Here is a 12,121-nt window from a genome sequence, read left to right as displayed (position 1 = left end):
CAGCTCACCGGCCCGACACGTCGTACGGGAAGGTGGGCAGGACGCCGATCTTGTCGTACTCCATCTTCGTGGCGTCGAACCCGTCGACCCAGTCGGCGTTGGTCACCTCGTTGCACTGGTAGGACTGGTATTTCTGGTCGGTCACCTTCCCGACCTGGACGTTGCTGAACGCGAACCCGCAACCACCGGCGTCCATGTGGACGCCGCGAGTGCCACCCGCGTCCGGCATCGACGGATCCGGGATCACATCCCCGATGACCAACTGGTCGACGGTGTTCGTGACCGGATGCGGTTCCTGGTTGTCCACGCCGTACGTGTAGAACGAGCCCATGTCGCCGCTGTCCAGGCCGGTCTCCTCCAGCCGGATGTACTTGAAGCTGTTGCCAGAGGCGTACTGGTCGCCGTCGGTGACCTCCGGCCGGGACTCCAGGCTGATGCCGTAGCGGGCGCTGTGCTTCACCTCGATGTTCGAGATGGTGTTGTTGCCGGTGTCCATCAACTCGATGCCGGCCGCGTCGCCCGGGACCAACTCGCCGATGTGGTCGATGAACGTGTTGGAGATCGTGTGGTGGTTGCTCAGGTCACCTTCTCCCGGCCAGCCGCCCTCGACCTTGATGCCGTCGGCACCGATGTTCTCCAGCAGGCTGTCGGTGATCTTGGTGTGATCGTTGGCGAACAACAGGTAGACGCCCGTGAAGCCCGTGTCGGACAGCTGCAGCCGGGACAGGTCGATGTTGCTCGTGTTGGTCAGCGTGATCGCGCCGAACCGGTTCCGCGGCATCTCGATCTGCCGGTCGTACTCCGGGTACTTGTGCTCGACCCCGGCGTCGCCACCGGCCACCCAGCCGTTGCGGTACCAGCTGACGAAGTCGGAGTACTGCACCCCGAGTCCGTCGAAGCTCACGTCGTGCAGCCGGTCCTGCGGCGACGATCCCGCGAGGTTCAGGACCGTCTTCACGGTCGGCCGGAGCACCTTGATGCCGTCCATCGTTCCGCCGCGCGGCTTGTAGTAGACCTCACCGGCCTTGGCGTCGAGGTAGTACTCCCCCGGCTGGTCCAGGAAGCTCAGCGAGTTCTGGAAGAAGTACCGCGATCCGCCGTTGCTGTTGACCATCGCGTAGCGGGTCCAGTACTTCAGCGTCGTCTGGGTCTTCTTGAAGTTCGTGTCGAGCAGCGGGATCGTGTCGGTGAACCACGACCACGAGCCGCCCGACCAGATCGTCACCGACGCCTGGCTCATGTCCCAGGTCGGGTCCCAGTCGCCCGGCGTGCCCCACAGCCAGTTGTGCACGTCCATCTTGTCCTCTTCGTAGAGGATCGATCGCAGGTACGGCGACCACTGCTCGTCGCTGCCGCGGTTCGGATAGCGCGCGTTGGTCGCCCGCTTCCCGTCCTCGAAGAGCGTGTAGAACGGCTTGGACGCATCCACCTTCGCCTTGTAGATGCCGTCCTTGTACGGCTCCCAGCCCGTGATCTCCTCGGCACCTTGCAGCGTCGCCTTGCCCGGACCGTCGGCACTGCGGTAGATCACCCGGTGCCCGTTCTTGCCGGAGTCGCGCTGGTCGAAGCCGATCGTGGACGCGACCGGGTACTCGCCGGCCTTCAGGTTGACGGTGATGTCACAGTTCATCCGGTCGTTGAGGTGCTCGTCCCGGATCTCGTCGCGAGCCCGGGTGATCGTCTTCCACGGGTTCTTCTCGGTGCCCTTGGCGGCGTCGTTGCCGTTGGGTGCGACGTAGAAGCTGTCGCACCTGGCCGCACCGGCGGGCTGGGCGTTGAGTTGGACGGCCGCGACGGTCACCAGGGCAGCCGCGACCACCCCGGCGCCGACGCTGAGCGCCGTACGCCTGGTTCTCTTGGACATGTTGGGCGGGGTCCTCTCTCGGAGGGTCAGTCGCCGGCGTTGCCGTTCTGGCTCCGCCAGCGCTCGTACTCGAGGCGGGTCTTCTCGGTCAGGGGGTAGTAGTCGCGCAGCGGGGCGCCCTCGTCGATCCGGGCCCGGCTGAACTTCTCCCACGCGTCGTGCTCGGCGGCTGCCTCGACGACCGCCTCCGCGCGGCGCCGGGGTACGACGACCGCACCGTCGTCGTCGGCGAGCACCAGGTCACCGGGCAGCGTGAGGACGCCGCCGACCGCGACCGGGACGTTGTAGGCCCACGGGAACAGCTCGGCCTGGGAGGCGTAGTGCGGGGTGGCTCCGGTGGACCAGATCGGTACGTCGAGCTGCGACACCCGGGGAACGTCGCGGATCCTGCCGTCGATCACGATGCCGGCGCCACCACGGAGCTTGAAGTAGCGGACCAGCATGTCGCCGAAGCAGCCGGTGGTGTGGCTGCCGTAGGCCTGGACCACCAGCACGTCGCCGGGCTGTACCTCGTCGAGCACGGCCCACAGCGCCGTACTGCGCTCGATGTACTCCTGGGTCTGGCCGTCTGCGATGTCCTCCCGCTGCGGCATGAACTGCAGCGTCAGCGCCCGGCCGACCACCTTCTTGCCGGGGAACATGCTGGTCGGTCCGTCGACGAAGGTCCGGCGGATGCCCTGGCCGTGCAACCGGGCACAGGCGGTCGCCGACCCGATCTCGGCCAGCCGCGACACCAGCCCGGGATCCGATGGCGGCGGGGTGTCGCCGCGCACCGGCAGGTCCCAGACCGGTACCACCGGGGCTTGTTCCGTGCTGCTCATATGTCTCCTCAGGAAAGCGCCAGGTGTGCGGCGCGGTAGGTGTTTCTGGTCAGCCGGAGCTCGAGCCTGATGGTCCGGCCCGGCGGCATCGTCACTTCGAGTCTGTTGCTGCCGACAACGACCGTGCGGGTGCCCGGAGTCGGTGGCGGGGAGGTGTACGCCGGGGACGGTCCGGGGTACTCCCCCGTCGCGGTGGACACGGTGGCCTCGTCGATCCGGTCGGTGCCGAAGCTGCCGGCCTGGACGATCACGCGGCGGGTCTGGGTCGCGGACAGGTTGACCAACTGCAGGCAGGTCCGGTCTGGCTCGACCGTGTCGACCAGTGCGGCGACGTCGGCCGGTAGACCGGGACGCCCGCGATCGGGGTCGAGGTACAGGACCCGGAGCGGCAGCAGACCACCGTTGTACAGGAGTTGCGGTGTGCCGGTGGTCAACTGCAACAGGGCTTCGGTCGCGACCGGGTTGTGCCGCTGCCAGTGATGGATGTTCAGGTCGGCCGGATCGGTAGTGTCGACGGCCATCAGATCCATCCGGCGCTGTACCTGCGACAGCGCGACGCCCAGCATCGCCTCCGGGTACCCGGGGTTGTCCCCGTCGAGGTAGGCCAGCCAGGGTGCTTCGTGCCCCGCGTCCTCCTTGTTCCGGAAGTCGCGGACGGTTCGCCAGTCGTAGCCGCTGCGCTCCCTGAGCTGCCGCAGCCGATCGCGGTCCGAGGACTCGAACGCTGCCTGCCACAACCAGATCGGCAACCCCAGCTGCGGCGGCTGGTAGTCGAACCAGCCGTCGTCTGCGTGCCGATTCGGGATCAGCAGGGTCGGCTTGGCACAGTCGTCGCCCAGCTCGGCCTGCCAGCGGTCCCGGATACTCAGCTCGGTCTCGTCGACCGCGCCGGTGACCCCTCGCTCGTACAGGTGGTCGAGCAGGTTCCTGGCGATGTCGAGCCGCTTGGAGTCACCGGTCAGCACCGCGCCGTTCAGTGCTGCGATGCAGGCGGCCGAGCCGACGCTGTAGACACCGTGCGGCCAGTTCCAGCCGTAGTTGCCGCCGTACCAGCGGCCGTCGTGCAACTCGCCGACGATCCCGCTAGGCCCGACGTTGTCCGGGACGAGTCCGTCGTTGGCTGCAGCCCTTTCCTGCCAGGCGTCGAGGTACTCCAGTGTCCACGCGGCGAACCGGTCGTTGTGGTCGTAGAGCCACGCGTTCGCGGTCAGGGTTGTGGCGGCCAGGTTGACCGCTGTGTCGCCCGCACCTTGGCGGCGGATCATCTCCGCACCCATCAGGTCCGCGTTCGCCGGATCCTTCAGGTCGTCCCAACTGGAGATCCCCGGTACGCCGGACAGCGGCAGCCCGAAGATGCGCATGTTCGTCAGGTCGGCGCCGTACGAACGCCACTCGTCGTTGATGCCCCAGCGCGGACCACCACCGCCGTTGTGCGGTGCGCGGATCGTGCGCGTCGCCGGGTCGTAGTTGCCCGCCGGTGAGCCGGGGAGGTAGAGCTCCGCGAACCGGTACGCCCGCTCGCGGAACACCTCGTCGCCCGGATCGGCCGCACACAAGGCGTAGAAGAAGATCATCGACTCGCCGATGTGGAACCAGTCGTAACCGCGCTCGAACTCGTCGACCAGGAAGCCCAGGTCGGTGAGCTGGCGGGTGACGCCTTCCCAGTGCCACTTGGCCACGTCGATCAGGTCGTCCGCGCCGCCGAGCTGGTAGAGCACGGGCCAGTTCACGAACGCCTCGTAAAAGTCGTCCGCACCGTCGCGGCTCTGCACCGGTCCGGCGTAGCGCAGGCTGCCGTCGGGCAGGCAGTACCGCTCGCGGAACAGCCACCAGCCCTCGTCCATCACGTCGAACAGGCGGCGCTGCATGATCGCCCACGCGGGCGGGGTGCCGATGGGGGTCTCGGCAACAATCGGTTCGGTCATCCCTTGGTCGCCCCCGCAGTCAGGCCGCTGATCACGTGCCGCTGCAGCAGCACGAAGACCACCAGCAACGGAGCTACCGCGAGCAGCAGCGTCGGGAACACGACCGTGTAGTCGGTCGAGTACTGGCTCACCGCGGCGTACACACCGGTGGTGACGGTGTAGAGACCGCTGCCGGGGCCGAGGATGATCTGCGGGTTCACGAAGTCGTTCCACACCGAGAAGGTGTTCAGGATGACCATCGTCACGACCGCCGGCTTCATCAGCGGGAACACGATCGACCAGAAGATCCGGTGCTTGCCGGCCCCGTCCACCGCAGCCGCTTCATCCAGGCTGGCGGGGATCGTCATGATGTAGCCGGCGTACAGGAAGATCGAGAACGGCAGGGTCAGCGTCGTCTCGAACAGCACGAACCCCGGGATGGTCCCCATCAGCCCGAGGAACTTCAGCGTGTAGACGACCGGGATGACCAGCACCTGGCTCGGGATGAACGTGCCGGCCACGAACAGCAGCAGGAGCATGCGGTAGCGGCGTTCACTGCGGCGCGCGATGACGTACGAGACCGGGCCGGCCAGCGCGACGGACAGGACGTTCACCGAGACCACGAACAGCGCGGTGACGGCGTACCCCTTGAGGATGTTGAAGTCCGGGTTCGTCCACGCCTTCCGCAGGTACTGCGTCGTCAGTTGGTCGGGCGACAACGAGAAGGGGTGGGCCAGGATGTCCTGCTGCGACTTGAACGCGCTGACCACGAGCAGGTACATCGGCACCAGCATCAGCACGCTGGTCACGACCAGGAACGCGATCCGGCCGGCGCCCTTGGTGCGCATCGGCTTGAACTGCAGCGTCGCCACCCGAGGCATGCGAATGGCGCTCATCCCTTCACCCCTTGATCGGCCCTGGATCGCAGCCGCGCGACCGTCAGGGCAAGACCGGCGGTGACGATCATCAGAACGACGCTCTGCGCCGACCCGAACCCGAGCGCGTTGTTGTGGAACGAATCCCACAGGATCAGGTACGCCGCCGTTTGCGTCGAACCGGCCGGACCACCACCGGTCAGCGACACGACCAGGTCGTACGTCTTCAGCAGCGTGACCAGCGACAGCACGAGGTTCACGGTGACCACCGGCGCGAGCGCCGGCAGCGTGACGTTGCGGAACGTCTGCCGCGCCGACGCACCATCGATCCGGGCGGACTCGAGCAGATCCTTCGACACCGTCTGCAGTCCCGCGAGGTAGAGCACGACGTTCACTCCGAACCCAGCCCACACCAGTACGCCGATGAGACTCGCGAGCGCCCAGTTCGGGTTGGACAGGAACGGCAGCACCTCAGCGCCCTTGGTGGTGAGCCAGCCGTTCACGACACCCGACGTACCGAGGACCGCGCTCCACAAGAACCCGACGACCAAAGCACTGAGCACGTGGGGATAGAAGAGGATCACGCGGAAGAACGAGTTGAGCCGGGACGCGCCGTTCACCAGCAGGGCGAACCCGAGACCGAGCACGCTCAGGAGGACGGTGCCGACCGCGGCGATCACCAGCGTGACCCAACCGGCCCGGAGCGCCTCCTCGCTCTGCGCGAGGTCGAGGTAGTTGCGCAGGCCGACCACCACCGGGTTCGCGCTGTACCCGTTCCAGTCGGTCAGGCTCAGGTAGACCGAGAGACAGACCGGGACGACGAGCATGACGACGAACAGCACCAGGGCAGGACCCACCATACTCATCGTGGTCAGTCGTGCTCTCACGACTTCGACCCCATCCAGCTGTCGATGCGGGTGGCCACGTCCTTGGCGCTCTTGCCGGTGTAGAGGCTCTGGACCGCCTTGTTCCATTCGCCGTTGAAGCCTGACGGCAGGGTGTTGGCGCCGTACCCCTCGCCCTGCGCGACGCCCTTCGGCGCCTGGTCGAGGATGTCCTGGACCTGCTGGCCGAGCGGCGTCAGCTTGTCGGTGAAGCCCTTCCGGAAGTTGCCGTCCTGCGCCAACTGACTCTGTACGGCGGCCTGATCGGTGACCAGGAACTGGACCAGCTTCACCGCGAGGTCACGCTGCTTGGTCGACTTCAGCACCATGTACGGCGCGGCCATCGTCACGCCCTGCGGACCCGGGTACGGCTGGCCGGCTTCGGTCGGAGCGGCGAACACGCCCAGGTCGAAGGTGGGCTTCTGGCTCTCGGCGGTACGGACGAACCAGCTGCCCATGATGTACATCGCGGACTTGCCGGTGAGGAAGTTGGTCTGCGCGTTCACGTCGTCGAGGCCGAGCGCGTTCTTGTCGACGTACCCGCTCTTGATCCAGGACTCGTAGCGCTGCAGCAGTGGGAGCATGCTCTGGCCGACGCCGAGCTGCTTGGAGCCGACCTGCTGGTACCAGTCCGGGTGCTTGGTGGCGATCGACGGGTCGCTGAGCTGCAGCAGCTGCAATCCGGTCACGTAGTCGCCGGCCGTCTGCAGCGGCAGGTAGCCCGCGGCCTTCAGCTTGCCCATCGCGGCGGTCAGCTCGTCGAGGTCCTTGGGCGGCGAGGCGATGCCGGCCTTGGTGAACGCGTCCTTGTTGTAGAAGACCAGCGACTGCGCCTGCTGGCCGACGCCGACGGTGTAGACCTTGCCGTCCAGCGCTGCCTGCTGCGCCAGCGGTGTGTCCTTGGTCCAGGCCTGGTCGGTCAGCTCGAGCATCTGCGGCGCGAGCACCTTGTCGGCCATCAGCGTCTCGACCACGTCCGGAGCGTTTCCGGCCGCGAGCAGCTGCGGCAGCGAATCCTTCACGCCCGAGCCGGTCGGCGCCTCGATCTTCACGTCGACGCCGGGGTTGGCGTCCTCGAACGGCTTGACCAGTCCCTCCCAGTACCCCTTGGTCAGGTTGGGGGTGATGTTCACCAGCATCCGCACCTCACCGGTGGCGGCACCGGCCGAACCCTCGTCATCGAACCCGCCACCACCGCAGCCTGCCGCGCCCACCAGGATCACGACAGACGTCAGCAAACCGAGCTTCCGCCGAACCGAACGAGCCATTTCCGGGTCCTCCTCAGATCAACCCGGCATCGGGGGCGGCCGGGGCGTCGTTATCGAGTGACGATGCAGAGGACCGCGCTCAAGTGTCAACGTATAAACGGCAAACTGGACGTTCTGAGTCAGAAGTCCATGCCATATGGGGTCGACAGAACGACGTGAGCGGGGTCACCATGCAGCCATGCCCGATGCCGGAAGACCCAAGTCGCCGCTGACCCTGTCGTCGGCCGAGCGGGCCGCGCTGACCCATCTTGCCTCCGGTCCCCGGACCAGCGCAGCGATGCGCCTGCGCAGCCGGATCGTGCTCGCCTGCGCGGAGGGCGAGTCGAACAAGGACGTCGCGGACCTGCTCGCGGTCACTCCGGGCACGGTCGGCAAGTGGCGGCGGCGGTTCCTGCGGATGGGGATGGCCGGTCTCGACGACGGCATGCGCAGCGGCCGGCCCCGGATGGTCGACCGGATCCAGCTCGGTGCGGTGGCGACAACATCGATGGCCGATTCCGGACACCTGCCGTCGACGCGCGAAATCGCGGCGACGTACGGCGTCTCGCAGTCGACGGTCTCGCGCCGTCGCCGCGAGGAGTTGCACCGGCATCGCACCGGCGGCGGCGGACTGGCGTTGCACGCGACGCAACCCGCTCCCCCGCCGTCGAGTGAGAACGAACTGCTGTCCGATCGTGTCTACGAGGCGATCCGCGGCTGGATCCTGTCCGGCGAACTGGCCCCTGGCATGCGCGTGGTCGAGTCCGAGATCGCCCGAGTCCTCGGAACCAGCCAGACACCCGCCCGGGAGGCCGTACGGCGCCTCGCCCACGAGGGACTGGTGACGTATCGGCCGCGGCTGGGGAACTTCGTCACCGAGATCTCGCAGGTCGAGGCCCGCGAGGCGCGCGAGGTCCGGGTGCTGCTGGAGAGTGCGGCGGCCCGGCGTGCGACCGGGAACGTCCCGCACGCGGAGCTGGACCTGCTGCGGATCGAGGTGCAGCGGATGACCGACGCCGCCGACCACCACGACATCGGCGCGTTCCGGGAGGCCGACCTGCGCTTCCACCGGCAGGTCCTGGCGACCAGCGGCAACTCGATGCTGCTCCGCGTCTGGCGCACCCTCGAGCCCGCCCTGTGGAACCTGCAGGTGGTCTCCAACGCCATGTACGCCGGCGACTGGGGCCTGATGGCGCGGCGGCACCTCGACCTGATCGAGGTGCTGTCCGGCACCGACCCCGAGGACTCCGCCCGCCTCTTCTCCGCCCACGCCCGCGGCGAGAGCTCCATCACCAGACCCGCGGGCCGCCATGATTGATGCCCACGTGCACGTGTGGGACACCGCACGGCGGGCCCTCCCGTGGCTGCCCGCTGGTCATCCCCTCCGTCGCGACTTCACTCTCGCCGACCTGTCCGACGGCCGGGTTCCCGGCTTGGTACTCGTCCAGGCCGACGCCGACCCGGCCGAGGTCCACGACCTGCTCGATCTCGCGGCCACCACACCTTCGGTCGCCGGCGTCGTCGGGTGGTTCGACCTCCGCAACCTGCCGGCCGATCTGCCGGGCGACCCCCGGCTGGTCGGCATCCGGAGCCCACCGGCCGACCAGACTGATCCCGACGCCCTGACCGATCCCGCGCACGTCCGCGGGGTGCGAGCCGCCACCGACGCCGGTCTCGTCATCGACCTCCTCCTCCGCCCACCCGCCCTGATCGGCGCCGTCCGACTCGCTTCCGTCGTACCCGAGGCACGCCTGGTGCTCGACCACCTCGGCAACCCCACGACCGCCGACGCCACCTGGCGCACCGGCCTCCAGGCTCTCGCCGAGTGCCCGAACGTGACCGTGAAGCTCTCCGGCACCGCCCACCTGCCGCCCGACGACCTCGCCGAGCTCGTCGACGTGGCCCTCGACCTCTTCGGCAGCGACCGGTTGATGTTCGGTTCGGACTGGCCCGTGTGCACACTGTCGGCCGGCCGTTCCGAGGTTGTCCGCCGTACCGCTGACTTGCTCCCCTCCGCCACACACAACGACGTGTTCCGCGGCACCGCCCAGCGCACCTACCGCCCCAGGGAGACCGCCCCATGACCGAATACACCCGACGCCAGGTCCTGCGGACCGCCGGCGCCGCGGCCGGCACCGCTGTCGTCGCCGGCGCACTCACCGATCCGCTCACCGCCGCTGCCGCCTCGCCGACTCCTGGCAGCGACACCAATCCACTGAAGCTCTGGTACACCCAGCCCGCCATCGAATGGCTCCAAGCACTTGCCGTCGGCAACGGCCGGCTCGGGGCCATGGTGTATGGCGGGACCGCGACCGAGCAACTGCAACTCAACGAGGACTCGATCTGGGCCGGCGGCCCGCACCAGTACGACGACCCGGCCGGGCGCGAGGTACTACCGGAGATCCGACGGTTGATCGCCGAGGAGAAGTACCTCGACGCGCAGAACCTCGCGGACGAGCACTTCATGGGCCGCCCGACCGAGCAGATGCAGTACCAGCCGGTCGGCAACCTCACGCTGACCTTCCCCGGCATCACCGACACCGGTGTCTCCTCCTATTCACGCGACCTTGACCTGACCACCGCGATCACCTCCGTCACCTACGTCCACGCCGGCGTCCGCTACACGCGCGAGGTCTTCGTCAGTCATCCGGCGCAACTCCTGGTGATGCGTTTGACGGCGGACACGCGCGCCACGCTCACCTTCGACGCAACCTTCAGCACCGAACAGGCCGCAACCGCGGACCGCTTCGACGACCGCACGCTGGCACTCAACGGCATCAGCGGCGACGCCGAGGGCCTCGCCGGCTCGGTCAAGTTCTGCGCGCTTCTCCGCGCCTTCGCCGAGGGCGGTTCGACTACTGTTGCCGACGGCAAACTCTCGGTCGTCGGCGCGGACGCGGTCACACTGGTCTTCTCGGTCGGCACCAGCTACCGCAACTACCAGGACGTCAGCGCCGACCAGGTGGCGCGTGCCGCAGCGCCGTTGCCCGACGAGCGTCCGGCGTACGGGCGGCTGCGGCACGACCACGTCGAGGACTACCGCCGGCTGTTCGGGCGCCTGGACATCGATCTCGGTACGTCGGACGCGGTCGCGCTGCCGACCGACCAACGGGTGCAGGCGTTCCGCGACGGCGGTGACCCGCAACTGGCCGCGTTGTACTACCAGTTCGGCCGATATCTGCTGATCTCCAGCTCACGCAGCCCCGGGCAACCGGCCAACCTGCAAGGCATCTGGAGCTACAAGATGCTGCCGGAGTGGCAGTCGAAGTTCACGCTGAACATCAACTGCGAGATGAACTACTGGCCGGCCGGTCCGGCCAACCTCGCGGAATGCTGGGATCCGCTGTTCCAGATGATCTCCGAGCTCGCCGAGTCCGGGGCCCGGACGGCCGCGACGATGTACGACGCTCCCGGGTGGGTCGCGCACCACAACACCGATGGGTGGCGAGGCACGGCCCCGGTCGACTTCGCGTTCTACGGTGTCTGGCCGACCGGTGGCGCGTGGTTGTCGCTGCTCTTCTGGGAGCGCTACGAGTACACCGGCGACCTGGAGATGCTGCGGCAGTACTACCCGGTGCTGCGTGGGTCGGTCGAGTTCTTCCTGGACCAGTTGCAGACCGACGCCAAGACGGGCTGGCTGGTGACCAGTCCGTCGCACTCACCCGAACTGAAACACCACGACTACGACAACGTCGGGGTGAGCATGTGTGCGGGCCCGACGATGGACACCGAGATCCTGCACGACCTGTTCAAGGTGTTCGGCCAGGCCGCCGCACTGCTCGGCAAGGACTCGGCGATGGCCGCGCAGGTGGCCGAGGCACGGTCCCGGCTGGCACCGATCCAGATCGGCTACCTCGGCCAGATCCAGGAGTGGCTGATCGACTGGGAGGAGGCCGCCATGGAGACGAGTCGACATGTCTCACACCTGTGGGCCGTGTTCCCGAGCGACCAGGTCACCCCACGCCGTACGCCGGAACTCGCCGACGCGGCCCGGAAGTCGCTGGAACTGCGCGGTCCTGCGGTCACGGCCGGCTGGTCGCTGGCCTGGAAGCTGAACCTGCGCGCCCGGTTGCTCGAAGCGGACAACGCGTACAAGCACCTCACGCAGCTCCTCGCTCCCGGACGCACCGCTCCGAACCTGTTCGACCTGCACCCGCCGTTCCAGATCGACGGCAACTTCGGCGGCATCTCCGGTATCACCGAGATGCTCATGCAAAGCCACTCTGGCGAGGTCGCCCTCCTGCCCTGCCTGCCCGCCGCCTTTGCGGATGGACGGATCCGGGGTCTGCGAGCCCGCGGCGGCTTCGACCTGGATCTGTCCTGGTCCCAGGGCAAGCTCACCCAGGCTCGCATTCATTCGCTGCTGGGCAACGGGCTGCGGCTGCGCACCGGCGTGCAGGTCGACGTGAAGTCCAGCGCCGGTCCGGTCGCCTTCGCGCGACCCGAGGACGGCGTCGTCGAGTTCCGCACCCGGCGGGGCGTCGACTACTTCGTCGAGCCGCGCCCCTGACCTGTCGCAACCGCCC

General features: G+C 67.9%; 9 protein-coding genes. 3 read left to right on the top strand and 6 right to left on the bottom strand.

Going from position 1 to position 12,121, the window contains the following annotated elements; genetic code table 11:
- Positions 1-4: 4 nt before the first annotated feature.
- Genes OG817_RS05250 through OG817_RS05225 form a run of 6 tightly spaced genes read right to left on the bottom strand, consistent with a single transcriptional unit; the run spans position 5 to position 7,616 of the window.
- A complete protein-coding gene (locus OG817_RS05250) occupies positions 5-1,864 on the bottom strand; it encodes a right-handed parallel beta-helix repeat-containing protein (protein WP_406052512.1) in 1,860 nt (619 codons plus the stop codon).
- Between the two features lie 26 nt (positions 1,865-1,890).
- Positions 1,891-2,685 carry a hypothetical protein gene (locus OG817_RS05245; RefSeq protein ID WP_360440206.1) on the bottom strand — a complete coding sequence of 265 codons (795 nt, stop codon included), beginning with the start codon at positions 2,683-2,685 and terminating at the stop codon, positions 1,891-1,893.
- An 8-nt stretch (positions 2,686-2,693) separates the two neighbouring features.
- On the bottom strand, positions 2,694-4,610 hold the full coding sequence (locus OG817_RS05240) for a hypothetical protein (protein ID WP_406052510.1): 1,917 nt from the start codon (positions 4,608-4,610) through the stop codon (positions 2,694-2,696).
- A complete protein-coding gene (locus tag OG817_RS05235) occupies positions 4,607-5,485 on the bottom strand; it encodes a carbohydrate ABC transporter permease (protein ID WP_406052508.1) in 879 nt (292 codons plus the stop codon). The genes OG817_RS05240 and OG817_RS05235 overlap by 4 nt, the downstream gene beginning before the upstream one ends.
- Positions 5,482-6,351 (bottom strand): carbohydrate ABC transporter permease, encoded by an 870-nt coding sequence (locus OG817_RS05230; protein ID WP_406052507.1) that lies wholly within the window; start codon positions 6,349-6,351, stop codon positions 5,482-5,484. The genes OG817_RS05235 and OG817_RS05230 overlap by 4 nt, the downstream gene beginning before the upstream one ends.
- Entirely contained in the window at positions 6,348-7,616 is a 1,269-nt protein-coding gene (locus OG817_RS05225; RefSeq protein ID WP_406052506.1) for an ABC transporter substrate-binding protein, read from the bottom strand. Before OG817_RS05225 ends, OG817_RS05230 begins: the two co-directional genes overlap by 4 nt.
- Positions 7,617-7,794: 178 nt before the next feature.
- Between OG817_RS05225 and OG817_RS05220 the strand changes: the two genes are divergently transcribed.
- From OG817_RS05220 to OG817_RS05210, 3 genes are read left to right on the top strand one after another with little or no spacing between them, the layout of a single operon-like run.
- Positions 7,795-8,913: a GntR family transcriptional regulator gene (locus tag OG817_RS05220; protein ID WP_406052504.1), complete on the top strand. Its 1,119-nt coding sequence runs from the start codon at positions 7,795-7,797 to the stop codon at positions 8,911-8,913.
- A 7-nt stretch (positions 8,914-8,920) separates the two neighbouring features.
- Positions 8,921-9,679 (top strand): amidohydrolase family protein, encoded by a 759-nt coding sequence (locus OG817_RS05215; RefSeq protein ID WP_406052502.1) that lies wholly within the window; start codon positions 8,921-8,923, stop codon positions 9,677-9,679.
- Positions 9,676-12,105 carry a glycosyl hydrolase family 95 catalytic domain-containing protein gene (locus OG817_RS05210; protein WP_406052501.1) on the top strand — a complete coding sequence of 810 codons (2,430 nt, stop codon included), beginning with the start codon at positions 9,676-9,678 and terminating at the stop codon, positions 12,103-12,105. Before OG817_RS05215 ends, OG817_RS05210 begins: the two co-directional genes overlap by 4 nt.
- Positions 12,106-12,121 lie beyond the last annotated feature (16 nt).

The organism is Kribbella sp. NBC_00889 (assembly GCF_045207705.1).
GTDB lineage: Bacteria > Actinomycetota > Actinomycetes > Propionibacteriales > Kribbellaceae > Kribbella.
This window is presented reverse-complemented; position numbering and strand designations above follow the sequence as displayed.